This window comes from Gordonia alkanivorans (assembly GCF_004011905.1).
Taxonomy (GTDB): domain Bacteria; phylum Actinomycetota; class Actinomycetes; order Mycobacteriales; family Mycobacteriaceae; genus Gordonia; species Gordonia alkanivorans.
Genome location: NZ_CP027114.1, coordinates 2771127 through 2789856 on the forward strand (window position 1 = coordinate 2771127; position 18730 = coordinate 2789856).

Annotated in this window: 14 protein-coding genes; 12 read left to right on the top strand and 2 right to left on the bottom strand. The window is 66.8% G+C overall.

Annotated features, from left to right (window positions below; genetic code table 11):
- The first annotated feature begins 84 nt into the window (after positions 1-84).
- The 3 genes from C5O27_RS12560 to C5O27_RS12570 all read left to right on the top strand — a co-directional run bounded on the left by C5O27_RS12560 (position 85) and on the right by C5O27_RS12570 (position 5621).
- Positions 85-1476 carry a serine/threonine-protein kinase gene (locus C5O27_RS12560; RefSeq protein WP_035752638.1) on the top strand — a complete coding sequence of 464 codons (1392 nt, stop codon included), beginning with the start codon at positions 85-87 and terminating at the stop codon, positions 1474-1476.
- Positions 1477-1697: 221 nt separating this feature from the next.
- Positions 1698-5240 (top strand): DNA polymerase III subunit alpha, encoded by a 3543-nt coding sequence (gene dnaE, locus C5O27_RS12565; protein WP_035752637.1) that lies wholly within the window; start codon positions 1698-1700, stop codon positions 5238-5240.
- A gap of 111 nt (positions 5241-5351) precedes the next feature.
- Positions 5352-5621: a hypothetical protein gene (locus C5O27_RS12570; protein ID WP_005198846.1), complete on the top strand. Its 270-nt coding sequence runs from the start codon at positions 5352-5354 to the stop codon at positions 5619-5621.
- On the opposite strand, the gene C5O27_RS12575 is transcribed toward C5O27_RS12570, so the two are convergent.
- Complete coding sequence (locus tag C5O27_RS12575) at positions 5564-6472, bottom strand: SMP-30/gluconolactonase/LRE family protein (RefSeq protein ID WP_081724805.1); 909 nt, start codon at positions 6470-6472, stop codon at positions 5564-5566. The two genes, C5O27_RS12570 and C5O27_RS12575, sit on opposite strands and share 58 nt — an antisense overlap.
- Before the next feature lie 291 nt (positions 6473-6763).
- Between C5O27_RS12575 and ilvA the strand changes: the two genes are divergently transcribed.
- The gene (gene ilvA / locus C5O27_RS12580; RefSeq protein WP_035752631.1) at positions 6764-8143 is read left to right on the top strand and encodes a threonine ammonia-lyase IlvA; all 1380 of its coding nucleotides are present in this window, start codon (positions 6764-6766) and stop codon (positions 8141-8143) included.
- Between the two features lies 1 nt (position 8144).
- Here ilvA and treZ read toward each other — a convergent pair whose 3' ends face one another.
- Positions 8145-9869 (bottom strand): malto-oligosyltrehalose trehalohydrolase, encoded by a 1725-nt coding sequence (gene treZ / locus C5O27_RS12585; protein WP_035752629.1) that lies wholly within the window; start codon positions 9867-9869, stop codon positions 8145-8147.
- A 350-nt stretch (positions 9870-10219) separates the two neighbouring features.
- Between treZ and C5O27_RS12590 the strand changes: the two genes are divergently transcribed.
- The 8 genes from C5O27_RS12590 to C5O27_RS12625 are packed head-to-tail and all read left to right on the top strand — an operon-like array spanning position 10220 to position 18715.
- On the top strand, positions 10220-11077 hold the full coding sequence (locus C5O27_RS12590) for an MlaE family ABC transporter permease (protein ID WP_127962845.1): 858 nt from the start codon (positions 10220-10222) through the stop codon (positions 11075-11077).
- A 1-nt stretch (position 11078) separates the two neighbouring features.
- Positions 11079-11945: an MlaE family ABC transporter permease gene (locus tag C5O27_RS12595; RefSeq protein ID WP_035752627.1), complete on the top strand. Its 867-nt coding sequence runs from the start codon at positions 11079-11081 to the stop codon at positions 11943-11945.
- Between the two features lie 10 nt (positions 11946-11955).
- Positions 11956-13278 carry an MlaD family protein gene (locus C5O27_RS12600; RefSeq protein ID WP_035752626.1) on the top strand — a complete coding sequence of 441 codons (1323 nt, stop codon included), beginning with the start codon at positions 11956-11958 and terminating at the stop codon, positions 13276-13278.
- Positions 13275-14309 (top strand): MCE family protein, encoded by a 1035-nt coding sequence (locus C5O27_RS12605; RefSeq protein WP_042377405.1) that lies wholly within the window; start codon positions 13275-13277, stop codon positions 14307-14309. The genes C5O27_RS12600 and C5O27_RS12605 overlap by 4 nt, the downstream gene beginning before the upstream one ends.
- A complete protein-coding gene (locus tag C5O27_RS12610; protein ID WP_075864074.1) occupies positions 14306-15295 on the top strand; it encodes an MCE family protein in 990 nt (329 codons plus the stop codon). Before C5O27_RS12605 ends, C5O27_RS12610 begins: the two co-directional genes overlap by 4 nt.
- The gene (locus C5O27_RS12615; protein ID WP_119032610.1) at positions 15289-16392 is read left to right on the top strand and encodes an MCE family protein; all 1104 of its coding nucleotides are present in this window, start codon (positions 15289-15291) and stop codon (positions 16390-16392) included. The genes C5O27_RS12610 and C5O27_RS12615 overlap by 7 nt, the downstream gene beginning before the upstream one ends.
- Complete coding sequence (locus C5O27_RS12620) at positions 16389-17546, top strand: MlaD family protein (RefSeq protein WP_372512876.1); 1158 nt, start codon at positions 16389-16391, stop codon at positions 17544-17546. Before C5O27_RS12615 ends, C5O27_RS12620 begins: the two co-directional genes overlap by 4 nt.
- Entirely contained in the window at positions 17543-18715 is a 1173-nt protein-coding gene (locus tag C5O27_RS12625; protein ID WP_035752767.1) for an MlaD family protein, read from the top strand. The genes C5O27_RS12620 and C5O27_RS12625 overlap by 4 nt, the downstream gene beginning before the upstream one ends.
- The last annotated feature ends 15 nt before the right edge of the window (positions 18716-18730 follow it).

An 18730-nucleotide genomic window follows, 5' to 3' on the forward strand; every position in this document is an offset into this window, starting at 1 on the left:
CTTGCCGGATCCGTGCCGGTGGTGGCGGCATTCGTTCGGTCGTCAACCGGCGACATCACCGGGCAACTCGCCTAGATTGAGAGGGTGTTCGAGCCTGGAACGGTGATCGCCGGGTACCGCGTCGAGCGACTCCTCGGCAGCGGTGGAATGGGCGCTGTCTTCCTCGCGCGGCACCCCGAGCTCCCCAGGTACGACGCCCTGAAAGTCCTGAAGGACTCGGCGGGCCTGACCGACAACAACTTCCGTCGCCGGTTCCTCCGGGAAGCGGAGGTGGCGGCGACGCTGGACCACCCCAACATCGTCACCGTCTTCAACCGTGGCCGGGCGACGGTCCCCGTCGCGTCGAAATCCGGTCAGTCCGACCTGCTCTGGATCGCGATGCAGTACGTGCCGGGCACCGACTGTGCCCGCGAACTGCACAGCATCGGACGGTTCGCGCCGCCGCGGGTCGCCCACATCGTCTCGCAGGTCGCCCGCGGCATCGACCATGCCAACCGCCGTGGCCTCACCCATCGCGACGTCAAACCCGGCAACATCCTGCTCGCCGAGGTCGACGAGGACTCGCCGGTCGATGAGCAGCGGGTGCTGCTGACCGACTTCGGCGTCGCCAAGATCTCCGACGAGACCGAGGCGCTCACGTCGGTCGGCACCGTCCTCGCGACCCTGTCCTACGCCTCACCCGAACAGCTCATGGGGCGGACGCTCGACGGCCGCAGCGATCAGTACTCCCTGGCGGCCTCCACCTTCCATCTGCTCACCGGCTGGGTGCCGTTCGACGACCGCGACACCGGGGCGGTCATCGGCGCACACCTCAAGGAGCCGGTGCCGCGGGCGTCCGAGCTCGTACCCGGACTGCCGTCGGGGGTCGACGCGGTGATCTCGAGGGCCATGGCGAAGACGCCCGAGGAGCGGTTCGCGAACTGCCGCGAGTTCGCCGAGGCGCTGACGGCGAGTGTCCGGCCGGTGCAACCGTCGCCGGTACCCGACGCCGGAGCCGTCACCGTACGCGGACCCTCACCCCGGCCGGTCCTCCGGAACCATCCCGCCTCGACGCCGGCGGCCCGTCGACCGGGTCCGCCCACATCTCCGCCCCCGGGACGTCCGGTGTACCGCGGACCGTCACCGACCCCGCCCGGCGGGGAGGCAACTCGGCGGGCCGCACCGCGCCAGACCCCGGGACGCCCCGTCCCGGACAGGCGGCAAGAACGGCAGGCACCATCGCGTCCGGCGACCGGCGCGGACCCCGCCGTCTGGCAACACCCGCCGTCCGGCCCGCACCGCCAGACCAACGACCACCTCCGCGCCGCGGGGTCGGGTCCGATGGGCCGCCCCCCGAGCGGCCCACCGTTCCCGGGCGGGACCGTGTCCTCCGGTGGTCCCACTCGGTCGGGTTCGAACCGCCTGCCCCTGGTGCTGGCCGGGGTGGCAGCCGTGCTGCTGATCCTGATCGTCCTCGTGTTCGTCGTGGCCCTGTAGTTCGTCTGATGCTGCAGCCCGCGAGGTGGGCGTGCGCGAGGCGCACATGGTGTCACAGCCGCCCCATTCGTCACGGCCCGGAGTGCCTTCCGGTGGGTGTCGGTGCGCGCGCCTAAAGTAGACCCGGACTCGGCGACCGGCGTGCGCACGATCAGCGCGCGAAACGACCACGGACACAGCAACCAGCGAGCACAGCAACCAGCGAGCACAGAAGAGGCACAGTGACGGACTCGTTTGTTCACCTGCACAACCACACCGAGTACTCGATGCTCGACGGTGCGGCCAAGGTGTCACCGTTGTTCGCCGAGGCCAAACGGCTGGGCATGACCGCGATCGGCATGACCGACCACGGGAACATGTTCGGTGCCAGCGAGTTCTACAACACCGCGATCAAGAACGACATCAAGCCGATCATCGGTATCGAGGCCTACATCGCACCCGGTTCGCGGTTCGACACCAAACGTGTCCAGTGGGGTTCGCGCGAACAGAAGAGCGACGACGTCTCGGGTTCGGGTGCCTACACGCACATGACGATGGTCGCCGAGAACGCGACCGGTCTGCGGAACCTGTTCAAGCTGTCCTCGCTCGCCTCCATCGAGGGGCAGCTCGGCAAGTGGTCCCGTATGGACGCCGACCTGATCGCCGAATACGCCGAGGGCATCATCGCGACCACCGGCTGCCCGTCGGGTGAGGTGCAGACCCGTCTGCGCCTGGGTCACGACCGCGAAGCCCTCGAGGCCGCGGCGAAGTGGCAGGAGATCTTCGGCAAGGAGAACTTCTACCTCGAGCTGATGGAGCACGGCCTCGAGATCGAGCGCCGCGTGCGCGACGGTCTCCTCGACATCGGCCGCAAGCTCGGCATCAAGCCGATCGTCACCAACGACTGCCACTACGTCACCAAGGAGCATGCCGCCGCCCACGAGGCGCTGCTGTGCGTGCAGACCGGCAAGACTCTGTCCGACCCCACCCGCTTCAAGTTCGACGGCGACGGCTACTACCTGAAGTCGGCCGCGGAAATGCGCGAGCAGTGGGACTCGGTGGTCCCGGGCGCATGTGACAACACGCTCGAGATCGGCGAGCGCGTCCAGTCCTACAAAGAAGTCTTCACCCACCGCGACCGCATGCCGGTCTTCCCGGTGCCCGACGGCGAGACCCAGCAGACCTTCCTGCGCAAGGAGGTCGCGAAGGGTCTCCGGGAGCGTCGTTTCGCCGGTACCGAGGTGCCGCAGGAGTACCTCGATCGCGCCAACTACGAGCTCGACGTCATCATCCAGATGGGTTTCCCGGCCTACTTCCTGGTGGTCGGCGACCTGATCCGCCACGCCCTCGAGGTCGGCATCCGCGTCGGCCCGGGCCGTGGTTCGGCGGCCGGTTCGCTCGTCGCCTGGGCGCTGGGCATCACCAACATCGACCCCATCCCGCACGGACTGCTGTTCGAGCGATTCCTCAACCCCGAGCGTGTGTCGATGCCCGATATCGACATCGACTTCGACGACCGCCGTCGTGGCGAGATGGTCCGCTACGCGACCGAGCGGTGGGGCAGCGACAAGGTCGCCCAGGTCATCACCTTCGGAACCATCAAGACCAAGGCCGCCATCAAGGACTCCGCCCGAGTCCAGTTCGGCCAGCCGGGTTTCGCGATCGCCGACCGCATCACCAAGGCGTTGCCGCCGCCCATCATGGCCAAGGACATCCCGGTCTGGGGCATCACCAACCCCGAGCACGAGCGCTATGGCGAGGCCACCGAGGTCCGCACGCTCATCGAGACCGACCCGGATGTCAAGAAGATCTACGACACGGCACTCGGCCTCGAGGGCCTGATCCGCAACGCCGGTGTCCACGCCTGTGCCGTGATCATGTCGTCGGAGCCGCTGACCGACGCGATCCCGGTGTGGAAACGTGCGCAGGACGGCGCGATCATCACCGGCTGGGACTACCCGTCGTGCGAGGCCATCGGCCTGCTGAAGATGGACTTCCTGGGTCTGCGCAACCTCACCGTCATCGGTGACGCCCTGGAGAACATCAAGCTCAACCGCGGGATCGACCTGGACCTCGACTCGCTGCCGCTGGAGGACGAGAAGACCTACGAGCTGCTCGCCCGCGGCGACACGCTCGGCGTGTTCCAGCTCGACGGCGCGGCCATGCGCGAACTCCTGAAGATGATGCAGCCCACCGGGTTCGAGGACATCGTCGCCGTCCTGGCGCTGTACCGACCCGGTCCGATGGGTGTGAACGCCCACACCGACTACGCCAAGCGCAAGAACGGTCTCCAGGAGATCCGGCCGATCCACCCGGAGCTCGAGGAGCCGCTGAAGGAGATCCTCTCCGAGACCTACGGTCTGATCGTCTACCAAGAGCAGATCATGCAGATCGCGCAGAAGGTCGCCGGGTACTCGCTCGGACAAGCAGACCTGCTCCGTCGCGCGATGGGCAAGAAGAAGAAGGAGATCCTCGACGAGGCCTACGACGGCTTCGCGGAGGGTATGCGCAACAACGGCTTCTCGCAGGCGGCGATCACCGCCCTGTGGGACACGGTGTTGCCGTTCGCCGGCTACGCGTTCAACAAATCGCACGCCGCGGGCTACGGTCTCGTCTCCTTCTGGACCGCCTACCTGAAGGCGAACTATCCCGCCGAGTACATGGCCGGTCTGCTCACCTCGGTCGGCGACGACAAGGACAAGGCGGCGATCTACCTCGCCGACTGCCGCAAGCTCGGTATCACCGTCCTCCCGCCGGACGTCAACGAGTCGCAGCGCAACTTCGCGGCCGTCGGTGCCGACATCCGCTTCGGTCTCGCCGCCATCCGCAACGTCGGGTCGGGCGTCGTCGGGTCGATCATCAACGCGCGCGAGGAGAAGGGGAAGTTCACCAGCTTCTCCGACTACCTCGGCAAGATCGATGTCACCGCCTGCAACAAGAAGGTGACGGAATCGCTGATCAAGGCGGGCGCCTTCGACTCTCTCGGCCATCCGCGCAAGGGCTTGTTCCTCGTGCACGCCGAAGCCGTCGAATCGGTGATCGGCACCAAGAAGGCCGAGGCGATCGGACAGTTCGACCTCTTCGGCGATGCCGGCGGAGCCGACGACTCGATGGCCGAGGTCTTCGCCGTCAAGGTCCCCGAGGAGGAGTGGGACACCAAGCACAAGCTCGCGATCGAGCGGGAGATGCTGGGCCTCTACGTCTCCGGGCATCCGCTGGCCGGCGTCGAACACGCCATCGCCGCGCACACCGACACCTCGATCACGTCGCTGCTGGAAGGCAACATCTCCGACGGTGCGCAGATCACGATCGGCGGCATCATCTCGTCGGTGACGCGCCGGGTGAACAAGAAGGGCGAGCCGTGGGCCGCGGTCACCCTCGAAGACATGGTCGGTGGTGTCGAGGTCTACTTCTTCCCGCGCGCCTACGTCGCGTACGGGATGGACATCGTGGCCGACAACATCGTGCTGATCAAGGCCCGCGTGAACCTGCGCGAAGACAGCATGATGATCTCCGCCAACGACCTCGCCGTCCCCGACCTGGAGACCGCCGGCGCGACCAAGCCGGTCGCACTCACGCTGTCCGCCCGACTCTGCACCCCGGATCGGGTGCAGGCGCTCAAGCAGGTGCTGACCCGACATCCGGGTATGGCCGACGTGCACGTCACGCTGGTCAGCGACAAGCGGCAGACGCAGCTCAAGCTGACCGAGTCCCTGCGGGTCGCGCCGAGTTCCGCGCTGATGGGCGACCTGAAAGCACTGCTCGGACCCAGTTGTCTGGGCTGATTCCTGGGCGACCATCACCATGGTTTCGCCCCGCCGAACATTTCTCTTCGACAGGCGCTATACTCGACGGCACGTCCAGTCACGCCCAGCCGTCGAGGGGAGTGTTCGCAGATGACCACGATGATCGGCATCAACGCGCACCGTCCGGTTCGGCGTGCGCAGCGCACGGTCGAGGTCTTCGGCGTCGAGTGGCCGGCCCACAAGGCCCACGCGGTCCTCGCAGGTGTCGCCACCGCCGTCGTGACCCTGCTGATCTTCGGATCGTTGCAGGCCACTGCGTGGGTGACGGCGGTGGCGGTCCTCGCGGTGTGGTGGGGTGAGCGCTACCTGCCCGGGAACGCGGCGGTCGCGCCCCGATCGAACCCGCCCGGGATCTCGTAGATCCGTCCGTCGAATCCGGCCCGGTACAGACGTCCGGCCGCGAACCCGCGGTCGCCGCGACCGTAGGAGAGCACGCTCGACGTCGGCAGTCCGCTCGCCAGCACGCAGTAGCGTCCGGGCGAGGTGATCCGGACGATCTCACCGGTCGCGTTGAACGGCACAACGGGCCGGTCACGTGAATCGAGCGTCAGCCCATCGGGGGTCGACGGTGCACCCACGCCGAGCAGGCTCTGCACCACGCGCGGATTCGTCGTCGAGATCCGGCTGACACCCGTGTTCACGAAGGTGCGCGAGACGTAGAGCCAGCGGTCGTCGCGGCTCAGGACCGCGCCGTTGGCACTCGGCAGCGCGCCCCACGCGGCGCTCACCGCCCCGCCCGGTGAGACCCGTCCGATGAGATTGCCGAAGTCGTTGGTGGCGTACACGTTTCCGCTCGCGGCCACATCCATCCCGTTCGCGGCCGACAGCCCGGTCACCCACGGCCGAAACGCGCGGGTGTTGACATCCAGGCGCCCGATGGACGCGTGGCGTAGCGCGTCACCGACGAAGACGCGGGGATCGGCTCCGTAACCGACCAGCAGGGTTCCACCCGGAGTCCAGGCGAGCGCGCCCGCACCGCTACCGCCGGGAACTCGCGCGATCGGGACCGCAGGTGCACCAGGGCCGTTCAGCCGATACACGCGACCCGAGATGAGGTCGGTGGTGTAGAGGCGTCCGCCGGCGTCGACGGTGAGGCCTTCGAGCGCGGCGCCCGGAACGACGCCGACGAGTCGGGCGGGGGCGGCACCCGGACACGACGGCGCAGCCGAGGCGGGCGCCGGACCGATGGCGGTGGCCAGACCCAGCGCCATGGCCGCGGACGCCGCGCCGGCGGCGATCCGGGTGAGGCGAGAGGTACGCCGGGACCGGCGCGGAGATGGATGGCGAGATGTCATGACTGCTCCCTGTTCAGGTGGCGGGTCGTACGTGCCTTCTCCTCGCGCGGCCCTGCATACCGTCCGCGTGCGACGAGCGACGTCGCGAACATACCCACCTGCGGGGTGGGGCAACCCCGGAATGAGGCCGACCGCAGCGGCCGAGCACACCGACCTTGCCGAAATCGATGTACCCGGGCGCCTCGAACGATCTCGCGCAGTGAGACCATGGCAGTCGTGAGTACGCACCACGTCCCCGTTCACCAGCACGGTCCGGCACTGAGTCTCGACGCCATCGAGGCGGCGTCGGAGCGAATCGCCGACGCCGTGGCGCGTACCCCGCTCGAGGCCTGCCCGCGACTGTCGGGGTCGGGTGCCCAGATCTACCTCAAGCGCGAGGATCTGCAGACCGTACGCTCCTACAAGATCCGCGGCGCGTACAACGTGATGGCCCAACTCTCGGCCGAGGAGCTGTCCCGCGGTGTGGTGGCGGCCAGTGCCGGAAACCACGCCCAGGGCGTCGCTTTCGCGTGCAAGAGCATGAAGGTGCCCGGACGGATCTACGTCCCGACCACCACCCCGAAGCAGAAGCGCGACCGGATCGCATGGCACGGCGGCGATTTCGTTGAGCTGAAGGCGATCGGGGAGACCTACGACGCCGCGGCGGCGGCCGCGCAGGCCGATGTGATGAGCACCGGCTCCGCATGGATTCACGCCTTCGACGACCCGCGGACCGCGGCTGGGCAGGGAACCATCGCGCGCGAGATCGTCGAACAGCTGGGCCGCGTGCCCGACGTCGTCGTCGCGCCCGTCGGTGGCGGCGGTTGTCTGGCCGGCATGGCCACCTATCTGCGCGGACTCTCCGACGAGGTGACGATCATCGGCATCGAACCGACCGGCGCCGTGTCGTTGAGTGCGGCGCTGGTCAACGGCGGGCCGATCACCCTCGACGAGATCGACCCCTTCGTCGACGGCGCGGCCGTGAAGCGGATCGGCACCATCGGCCACCGGGTGATGTCCGAACTCGGCGCGAGCGTCAGTGATCACCCGATGCTCGCCGGCATCTCCGCGACCCCCGCTGCGCAGATCATCGACGACGGTCCGGTGTCTCCGACCCCCGGGACGGCGCACATCACGCACGTCGACGAGGGCGCCATCTGCTCGGCGATGCTGGAGCTGTACCAGAACGAGGGCATCATCGCCGAACCGGCCGGAGCACTGGCGGTCGCCGCATTGGACAAGCTGCGACTGCCCGACGACACGGTCGTCGTGTGTCTGGTGTCCGGCGGCAACAACGATGTCTCCCGCTACGGCGAGATCATCGAACGCTCACTGGTGCATCGGGGCCTGAAGCACTACTTCCTGGTCGACTTCCCGCAGGAGCCCGGCGCGCTGCGTCGCTTCCTCGACGAGGTCTTGGGACCCGACGACGACATCACCCTCTTCGAATACGTCAAGCGCAACAACCGCGAGACCGGTGCCGCACTGGTGGGTGTCGAGCTCGGCAGCCCCGACGGCCTCGGTGCCCTGATGGACCGGATGGCGCGCTCGCGCCTGCACTGTGAGCGCCTCGAGCCCGGTTCGCCGGCCTACGAGTATCTGACCTGATCTACCGCAGCCCGACGATCACGTTATGGCCGGGCGACACACCGTCGGCCGGTTGCTCCCAAGCCAGCCGGATGTCGAGCGGCCAGGGGAGTGACACGGGCGCGTCGCCGGGGACGCACACCACCGACCACTCGCCGCGGTGCATCGCGAACCAGCCTGCCGCCTCGTCGAATTCGGCGTCGACGGAGGAGAACGCCGGATCATGCAGGGCTGCTTCGGTTTTCCGGAGCGCGATCAGTGACCGGTAGAAGTCGAGCACGCGGGCGTGGTCGGGCCGGGCCGGCTCCGACCAGTCCAGCTTCGACCGCTCGAAGGTCTCCGGGTCCTGCGGGTCGGGCACATCGCCACTGTCCCAACCGTGCTCGGCGAACTCCGCCTTCCGGCCCTCCGCGGTCGCCCGGCCCAGTTCCGGTTCGGGGTGGGAGGTGAAGAACTGGAACGGCGTTGCGGCGGCCCACTCCTCGCCCATGAACAGCATCGGGGTGAACGGGGACAACAGGATCAGGGCGGCCTTGATCGCGAGCTGTCCGCCGTCCAGGTTGGCGCTCGGCCGGTCGCCGATCGCGCGATTGCCCACCTGATCGTGGGTGCACGTGTAGGCCAGCAGCGACGACGCGGGCACCCGATCGGTCGGGATCGGCCGGCCGTGGCAGCGCCGCCGGAACGACGAGTAGGTGCCGTCGTGGAAGAACCCGCCCGTCAGGACCTTTGCGAGACACTCGAAACTGCCGAAGTCGGCGTAGTAGCCCTGTCGTTCACCCGAGACGAGGGTGTGGACGGCGTGATGGATGTCGTCGTCCCACTGGGCGGCCAGCCCGAGACCGCCGGCCGACCGCGGCAGGAACAACCGCGGGTCGTTCAGATCGCTCTCCGCGATCAGCGACAGCGGACGCCCGAGTTCGGCCGACAGTGCATCCGTCGCGGCGGCCAGTTCCTCGAGGATGTGGACCGCACGATGGTCGGCGAGGGCGTGGACGGCGTCGAGTCGTAGTCCGTCGACGTGGAACTCGGTGAACCAGCGCAGTGCGGTGCCGGCGATGAACGCCCGTACCTCGTCGGAGTCGGGTCCGGACAGGTTGACCGACGATCCCCACGACGTCGTGCCTTCGCTGAGATAGGGCCCGAAGTCAGGCAGATAGTTGCCCGACGGGCCCAGATGGTTGTAGACGACGTCGAGGACGACGCCGAGCCCCTTGGCGTGGCACGCGTCCACGAACCGGGCGAGTGCCGCCGGGCCGCCGTAGGTTTCCTGCACGGCGTACCATCCGACTCCGTCGTAACCCCAGTTATGGGTGCCGTTGAAAGCGTTGACCGGCATCAGTTCGACGAGATCGACGCCGAGATCGACCAGGTGGTCGAGCCTTTCGATCGCGGAGTCGAGAGTGCCTGCCGGGGTGAAGGTCCCGAGGTGGAGTTCGTAGATCACCGCGCCGTGCACATCGCGGCCCGTCCAGCCGGCGTCGCTCCACGACGAGTCGTCGACGGTGAACAGCGCCGACATCTCGTGGACGCCTTCGGGTTGACGGACCGAGCGCGGATCGGGACGCACCGGTCCACCGTCGATCGAGAACCCGTAGCGGAGGTCCGGACCGGTTTCGATCGCGGAGTCCGCGGGGACCCGCCACCACCCTCCCGCGTCGGCGGACAACGGTACCGACCGTGAACGGGAGTCCGAACCTCCGGATCGTACGACGAGGTCCACCCTGTCCGCCTCTGGGGCCCACACTCGTATCTCGTTCACCGAGGTCGGCGGTTGAAACGGAGCTGCATTGGAACGAAGTGGGGGGTTCTGTTCCCGTTGGTCGGCCGACCAAGTTGTGGTGCTCTGGTCGGTCGCGGACATCGTCGGGGAGTTGCTCACATCATGCAAGGTATGTCGGGGTCACCGAAGTCGCACCGCGCGATACTGTGAGGCCGCACACACTCGAAGATGAGAGTGGGGTATATTACGGCGACGCTCATGCCCATGGGGGCACCTCGAGCAGATCAGCCTAGCGGTTCGGGAGTTTGAGACAACACCGACGCACGGCGACCTGACGGCCGGTGAACGGGTAAGCCGAGACGCAAGGGTAGGGATTGAGCACAGACGCAGTCACCTCGGATGACGAGGAGGTCGGTCGGAAGAGACCGGGTGCGGTTCGGTCGTGGTTCGACAAACATGTCGTCGCGTCCTTCGACACCTTCGGACGCCAGCTGGGCATGTTCGTCGAGGTGTTCCGTACGCTCTTCGTCGACCTCTTCAAGCGGCGTTTCCCATTCGGTGAGTTCATCCGACAGTGCGCCTTCATGGCGAGCACCTCGGTGTTCCCGACCCTGCTCGTCGCCATCCCGATCGGCGTCATCGTGTCGATCCAGGTGTCCAACATCGCCGGCCAGGTCGGCGCGACGTCGTTCTCCGGCGCGGCCACCGGCCTCGGCGTCATCCGTCAGGGTGCGCCCCTGGTCACCTCGCTGCTCCTCGCGGGCGCGGTCGGTTCGGCCATCGCGGCCGACCTCGGTTCCCGCACCATCCGCGACGAGATCGACGCCATGAAGGTGATGGGCGTCAACCCCATCGAGCGTCTGATCTCGCCGCGTCTGCTCGCCACGATGGTGGTCAGTTTCCTGCTCTGCGGCTTCGTCTGCTTCGTCGGCTTCATCACCGGTTACGTCTTCAACGTGTACTTCCAGGGCGGTACGCCAGGCAGTTACACGGGCACCTTTGCGTCCTTTGCGACGACCGCGGACCTGATGTTCGCGTTGGCCAAGGCCGTCATATTCGGCGCGATCGTGGCGATCGTCGCCTGCGATCGCGGCCTCTCGACAAAGGGTGGTCCCGCCGGCGTCGCCAACTCGGTGAACGCCGCGGTGGTCAACTCCGTCCTGCTCCTGTTCACCGTGAACGTGATCCTCACGCAGCTGTTCGCGATCCTCTTCCCGGCGAAGATGGTGTGAGATGACCGCGTCACGGTATGTGCCACCCGCGCTGAAACCCCTGGAGGCCGCCAAGGCCGTCTATCGCGGTCCGCGCGACGCCCTCGCGGCGATGGGGCATCTCATCACCTTCCTCGTCCGCTCGATCGGCGCGGTCCCGCTGGCCTTCCGGCACTACAGCAAAGAAGTCTGGCGCCTGCTCGCCGACGTCGCGTGGGGCAACGGCGCGATCGTCGTGGGCGGCGGCACGGTCGGCGTCATGGTGATCCTCGGGATCATGGGCGGTGCGACCGTCGGCATCGAGGGTTACACCGCGCTGAACCTGCTCGGCATGTCGCCGGTGACCGGTGGTCTGTCGGCGTTCGCGACGACGCGTGAGATCGCCCCGCTGCTCGCGGCGACGGCGTTCACCGCGCAATCGGGTTGCCGCTTCACGGCCCAGCTCGGTTCGATGCGCATCGCCGAGGAGATCGACGCCCTCGAGGCGATCGCCATCCGGCCGCTGCCGTACCTGGTCACCACCCGCATGCTGGCCGCGGTCATCGCGATCGTCCCGCTGTACTCGGTGTCGCTGGCCGCCAACTACCTTGCGTGCCAGTTCATGTTCATGCTCCAGAGCGGCCAGGGCGAGGGCACCTACCTCTACTACTTCAACCAGTTCATCGTGTCCTGGGACATGGTGTTCTCGTTCATCAAGGTGATCGTCTTCGTGCTGCTGACGACGTTCATCCAGTGCTACTACGGATACTTCGCCGCTGGGGGACCCGAAGGTGTGGGAATTGCTGCCGGACATGCCATCCGGCTCGCGATCATCGTGATCGTGTTCGCGAACCTGGTCATGACACTCGTGTTCTGGGGCACCTCGCCCGGAATCAAGATCTCGGGATGAGGGAGCGCCGGTGAACATCGCAACCGACGGGCGTAACCCCTCGCTGATGCAATTCGTGCTGCGCGGCATCGCCTTCCTGCTGGTGCTGCTGGTGATCTTCGTGCTGCTGTTCATGCGGTACCAGGGAACCTTCAGCAAAACGGTGGGTGTGACCGCCGACCTCGTCGACATCGGTGACGGTCTGACGTCGGGCGCCGACGTCCGGTACAACGGCCTCATCGTCGGCTCGGTGAAGTCCATCTCGGTCGGCGATTCCGGCGACCGGGTCGACGCCGCGAAGGTGATCAAGAAGGTCGAGATCGACATCGTGCCCGCGCAGGCCGAGGGCATCCCGGCGTCGGTGACCGCACGGACCGTGCCGTCGAACCTGTTCGGCGTCAACTCCGTCGAACTCGTCCGACCCGCCGAGCCGGGTACCGAACGACTGTCGTCGGGTGACTCCATCCCCGCCGACACGTCGCTCGAGACGATCAAGCTGCAGGACGCGCAGAACGAGTTGAATGCCATCCTCGACGCGGTGCCGCCGGAGGAACTCGCCCAGGTACTCGGCGTCGTCGCCGACGCCCTCAAGGGCGGCGGATCGGTGTTCGGCTCGTTCGTCGGCGTGCTGCGGACCTACTTCGACGCGATCAACGCACAGTTCCCGCCGGGTGCACCCCCGGGATTCGACAACTTCGACGCCGCGATCAGCGGTCTCGCGGAGTCCTCGCCGGAACTGCTCGACGCCCTGGGGCGCAGCGTGATCCCGGCGGTGACCATCGCCGAGAAGCAGCGTGACCTCGCGGCGCTGCTGTCCGGCAACCAGGGACTGCTCGACCAGCTACAGCTGATGTTCGCCCGCAACGGCAACGGCGGTCAGCGACTCGTCACCGACCTGAACCGCATGCTCGGCGCCACCGTGCTCGAACCGAACTCGTTGCCGCAGGCGGTCATCGCGCTGAACAACCTGGCGGCTCGGGTGCTCACGGTCTTCACCGGGACGAACGGACACGTCCAGCTCAACATCGGCGTCAGCTTCGGTGCCTTCGTCCGCTACACGCGTCAGAACTGTCCGGTGTACAACGGCGGCCCGTACGGCACGCTGCGCGGGCCGGGTTGCGTGGGGCCGGGAACCGGTACCGGACCGACGATGTCGGGTCCGCTGCGGATCTATCCGTCCGACGGCATGCGCAAGAACCGTCCGGTGGGCATGGTGACCACCGACGCCGACAACAAGACCCTCGGCGCAGTGCTGCGCCGGGCGCCGTCGGCCGCCGACACGATCATGCTCGGACCGCTGGTCCAGTCCATCGACGCACGTGACGCTGCCACTGATCAGGGAGGGGGACGATGAGCGCGGCCTCGGATTCGATCCGCAAACCGTTGATCGGCTTCACGATCTTCGGTCTCGTCGCGTTGCTCGTGACGTATGTGATCTTCTCGACCCTAGAACGATCGGTGTCGGGATCGACCAACAACTACACGACGTTCTTCACCGACGCCTCGGGACTCGCCGCCGGCGACGACGTCCGCATGGCGGGCGTCCGCGTCGGGCGCGTCGACAAGATCGAACTCGACAACGGGCGCGCCCGAGTCGAATTCGAGGTGCAGAACGACCAACAGGTCTACACCAACACGCGCGGTGCGATCCGCTATCAGAACCTCATCGGTCAGCGGTATCTCAATCTGACCCTGGTCGAGGGCCGCGACAGCAAGCCGCTGGCGCCCGGGTCGACGCTGGAGTTGCCGTCCGAGGACTCCTTCGACGTCACCAAGCTCCTCGCCGGATTCCAGCCGGTGTTCGAGACCCTCGACGCCGAGCAGGTCAACGCATTGTCGCAGGGTCTCCTCGAGGCTTTCCAGGGCAATTCGGTCTCGTTGAGCTACACCGTCGCCGAGGTGGGCCGGCTGGCCGAGGACACCGCCAACCGCGACATCGTGATCGGCGCGATCATCAACAACCTGAGCACCGTCATGCGTGACCTGTCCCGTCAGGGCGGTCAGCTCGGCACCGTGATCGAGTCGATGTCCGATCTGATCGCGAACCTCAACTCGAACTCGGCGGCGTTCGGCAGCGCGGTCTCCGACATCGGCCGCACGGCAGACGGTTTCGCCGACGTCCTGAGCCGCAGCCGGGGCAGCCTCGCCGCCGCCGCGACCAACGGGCGGATTGCCACCAGGACGCTCATCGAGAACGGCTCCAAGCTCGACCGGATGGCCGTCGACGCGCCGATCTTCCTCGGCCACTTCCCGCTGGTACTCGGAGAGGGTGCATACCTGAACATCTATGCCTGCGACCTCGACGTCGCGATCGGTGATGTCCTGCTGCCGCCGGGGATCTTCAACAAGATCGGTGGCACTAATCATTCGGTGGTGTGCCGATGAGCTGGTTCCGCAAGAAGTTCCGCAGCAACACCCGCGTCTGGTACGGCGTGATCGGGGCGGTCGTCATCGTCGCACTTCTGCTGGGCGTGACGGCGCTGGCCGGTGCGCATCTCGGGAAGAAGACGCTCACCGCCGACTTCGCCCAGGCCGGCGGAATCCGGCCGGGGGACAAGGTGCGCGTCGCCGGCATCGACGTCGGGGAGGTCACCGAAACCGAACTCGCCGGCCAGCACGTCGCGCTCACCATGAAGGTCGACACCGACGTCAAGGTGACGAAGAACGGCATGGCCGAGATCAAGATGTCGACGCTGCTCGGTCAGCGCTACGTCGATGTGTCGCTGGGCGATTCGCCCGAGGAAGCACCCGACGGCCACATCGAGCGGACCGCGGTGCCCTACGACCTGAACCGCACCATCGAAGCGGGTGCACCGATCCTGACCGGTATCGACGACCAGACCCTCTCGCAGAGCATCCGCACACTCAATCGTCAGCTCGCCGGTGTCCCCGCGATCACCGAGCCGACGTTCGAGGCCCTGACGCAGATGTCGGAGGTCATCACCAACCGCAAGGACCAGATCAATCAATTGATCGCCGACACCAAGACGATCACGAACATCGTCAACGACAACCAGGCGCAACTGGCGGTGATCGTCGGCCAGGGACGCGACCTGACCCAGAAGATCGTGGCCCGTGAGGAACTGGTGACACGCCTGCTCGACGGCATCGCCGAACTCACCGAACAGGCCAGTGCGGTGGCAGGGGAGAACGCCAACCAGTTCGCCCCGATCATGGCGAACCTCAACACCATCACGCAGGGGCTGGAGAAGAACCGCAACAACCTGCGCAAGCTACTGGAAATCCTCCCCGTGACGGCTCGTCTGACCAACAACGTCATCGGCGACGGCCCCTACGCGAACAGTTACCTGCCCTGGGGCATCTTCCCCGACAACTGGCTGTGCCTCGCCCGGGTGGTGGACGGATGCTGAATCCGCAGAAGCTGCGTCGTTCGACGCTCCTCGTGTGCATCTCCCTGCTCGGCATCGTGGGACTCTCGGGGTGTTCGATGATCCCGGGCAGCTGGAAGGCCGCCTTCGGGCAGGCGATCGAGGTCACCGCCTACTTCGACAACGTCGCCGGCCTCTACGTCAGCAACGACGTCGCGGTCCTCGGCATGCCGGTCGGTCAGGTGACCGCCGTTGAGCCGCAGGGCGACCGGGTCAAGGTCACCATGACCATCGACAACGATGTGCCGGTGCCTGCCGACGCGACGGCGGCCATCGTCAACACCTCCATCGTGACCACGCGCCACGTCGAGCTGACCCCGGCCTACGAGGGCGGACCCAAGCTCGAGGACGGCTCGGTGCTGAAGGAGACGAAGGCCCCGGTCTCGGTCGGTGAACTGTTCGACGCCATCGACGGTCTCGTCGTGGGCCTGAAGGGGGAGGGCCCGGGTCCGGGACCTCTCGCGGACATGATCGACATCACCTCGGGCATCGCCACGGGCAACGGCGAGGAAATCCGTGCCGCCCTTGATCAGCTCGGCCAGGCGTCGAACGTGATCTCGGGCAACAGTGACGCGCTCGTCGACATCATCGAGACCATCGAGGGACTCACCACCACGCTGGTGAAGAACTACCCGAAGATGACGGCCTTCTCGAAGTCGGTCAACGAGGTGTCCCAGCTGCTCGGCGCGCAGTCGCCCGGTCTCGTGGCGACCATGCGCAACCTGAACCAGAGCCTGCAGAACACGACGGCGTTCCTGCAGAACAACACCAACACGATCTCGGTCTCCTTCGACCGCCTCGCCGCGCTGACCGCCAACCTGAGCGACTACTCGCGGCAGGTTGTGGAGACCATCGACGTCGGTCCGCTGCTGTTCCAGAACCTGAGCAATTCGATCTCCGCCGAGCAGGGCGCCTGGCGTGCACAGGTGCTGCTCGACAAGTCGCTCCTCGACAACGAGTTGCTCGCCAAGTTCTGCGACGCGATCAACCTGCAGAAGGACGGCTGTCGCACCGGCAAGCTGAAGGACTTCGGTCCGGACATGGGCATCTACTCCGCGATGCTGGAGCTGACGAAATGAGAGCGGTGACAAGCGCTTCCCTTGGTCGCACGGTCGCTGAACCGACACGTGGCCGTTCCCGCATGCGACGCGGCGCGGTGACGGCGGTGCTGCTCAGCGCTCTGATGGGGCTCACCGGCTGTGGCCTGTTGCCCGGCCTCACCGTCGAGCAGATCCCGCTGCCGGCCCCCGGTGGCATCGGTGACTCCATCCGGCTGACGGCGAATTTCGACAACGCCCTGAATCTGCCGACACGCGCCAAGGTGAAGCTCAACGGCACCGACGTGGGGCAGGTCGACACCATTGTCGCCAAGGACTACTCGGCGATCGTCACCATGGACGTCAGCAAGAAGACCGAACTGCCCGTGGGCACGGGTGCCGAACTCCGGCAGGCGACTCCGCTGGGCGACGTGTTCGTGGCGTTGCTGCCGCCGCCCACTGCCACGAAGGGCTTCATGGTCGATGGAGACACCCTGACCGGTCCCACCTCCGCGGCGTCGACCGTCGAGGATCTGCTCATCAGCATGAGCGGCGTGGTCGACAGCGGATCGCTGAACTCGCTCACGGTCATCCTCACCGAACTGAGCGCGGCCGTCGCGACCAATCCGACGGACCTCAACGGTGCGATCCGCGGTCTGACGACCGGCATCCGCAAACTCAATCAGAGTTCGGCGCAGGTCGACAGGTCGCTGGAGAACACCCGAATCCTGACCGGTCAGCTGGCGGACGGCCGAGCACAGATCATGGCCTCGATCAACAAACTGGGCCCCGCGCTTCAGTCGCTGAACGGCCAGATCGGCTCCATCCTGACCTCGCTGGACAAGGCCCAGCAGGTGACCGCGGCAACCAACGACTTCCTGCGCACCGATCAGGACAACCTCGTGGAGATGCTCGGGCATCTGTCGACGGTGCTGGCCGGTCTGCGGCAGGCCGCCGGCCCGCTTGGGTCGCTGGCCGACAACCTGCACACGTTGACCCCCAAGTGGATCAAGTCCACGCCGGGTAGCGCGGCTGCGGTGTCGGCAAAGGTGTACTGGCTGAACCCGGGCGTCGGGTTCGACTCGGCGAGCAGGCTTCCCGAGCTCGAGGACGTCGATTCGGGCTCGGCAGCGCTCCAGCAGACGCTCACGCGGCTGCTCGCCCGACTCACCGGAACCAAGGGGTGCTGCGGATGAGCGGCGTATTCGGTTTCCTCCGCAAGCATTCCGTACTCGCCGGCAACATCGGGCTCGTCCTGGTCATGGTCGTCGGGCTCGGCTACCTGTCGCTCGGCACGTTGCGGTGGGAGCCGTTGGCGGGCAAGTACAAGCTGACCATCGAGTTCCCGATCTCCGGCGGCCTGCAGGAGACCTCGGGGGTCACCCTTCGCGGGGCGCGTATCGGCGAGGTCGACACCATTCGCGTGGAGCCGGATTCGGTGACGGTGAAGGTCTCGGTCGACGACCGGTACAAGATCAACCGCAACACCCAGGTCTCCGCGCTGGGGTTGTCGGCGGCCGGCGAGCAGTACGTCGACTTCCAACCGACCACCACCGACGGCCCGTACCTCGAAGACGGCGACGTGATCGAGGCCGGGCAGACCAAGGTCACCGTGCCGTTCTCCGATCTCCTCGAGTCCTCGCTGGAACTCATCCAGCAGATCGATCCGGCGCAACTGCGCTCGGCCGTGGACAACCTGAAGATCGCGCTGTACTCCGAGGACGGCTCCAACGATCTCGAGGTGCTGTTCGACTCGGGCGGAACGATCTTCGCCCGGCTCTACACCGCATTGCCCGAGACGACGAAGCTGATCCAGAATGCGGGCACCATCTTCAAGACGACCGCCGACATCCAGCCCGACTTCGGGACCACGGTGTCGGGGCTGAGCGACCTGATCAACGCCGCCGCGGCCTCCGACAAGGAGCTGCGCACGCTGCTCGACCGCGGCCCGTCGCAGATGACCAGCCTCGCCGGTTCGATCAACCAGCTGACCGACCCGGTGACCGACGTGATGAAGCAGTTCCTCGACATCGCCGAGCAGGGCGCGCTGCGTGCACCGGCCCTCGCGACGCTGATGCCATCGATCCGGGATGCGAGCATCAAGAGCCTCACCATGTTCCACGACGGCGCGTGGTGGACGTTCGGTTCGGTGTATCCGCGACCGAGCTGCAACTACCCGGTCACCCCGCGTCGGCCGACCCAAGTCCTCGAGCTGACCATCCCGACCAATCTGTACTGTGTGACCGAGGATCCGAACCAGCAGATCCGTGGTTCGGCCAACGCACCACGACCGCCGGGCGACGACACCGCAGGGCCCCCACCGGGTTACGACCCGAACGCCCGCACGGTGCCGCTCGACAAATGACGACCAGACAAGTTG

Coding starts and splice junctions, on each gene's coding strand:
- C5O27_RS12595 (WP_035752627.1), top strand. CDS start 11,079: ATGACCGCGTCACGGTATGTGCCACCCGCGCTGAAACCCCTGGAGGCC.
- C5O27_RS12625 (WP_035752767.1), top strand. CDS start 17,543: ATGAGCGGCGTATTCGGTTTCCTCCGCAAGCATTCCGTACTCGCCGGC.
- C5O27_RS12615 (WP_119032610.1), top strand. CDS start 15,289: ATGCTGAATCCGCAGAAGCTGCGTCGTTCGACGCTCCTCGTGTGCATC.
- C5O27_RS12620 (WP_372512876.1), top strand. CDS start 16,389: ATGAGAGCGGTGACAAGCGCTTCCCTTGGTCGCACGGTCGCTGAACCG.
- C5O27_RS12610 (WP_075864074.1), top strand. CDS start 14,306: ATGAGCTGGTTCCGCAAGAAGTTCCGCAGCAACACCCGCGTCTGGTAC.
- C5O27_RS12570 (WP_005198846.1), top strand. CDS start 5,352: ATGACCACGATGATCGGCATCAACGCGCACCGTCCGGTTCGGCGTGCG.
- C5O27_RS12575 (WP_081724805.1), bottom strand. CDS start 6,472: ATGGCGCTGGGTCTGGCCACCGCCATCGGTCCGGCGCCCGCCTCGGCT.
- C5O27_RS12605 (WP_042377405.1), top strand. CDS start 13,275: ATGAGCGCGGCCTCGGATTCGATCCGCAAACCGTTGATCGGCTTCACG.
- ilvA (WP_035752631.1), top strand. CDS start 6,764: ATGGCAGTCGTGAGTACGCACCACGTCCCCGTTCACCAGCACGGTCCG.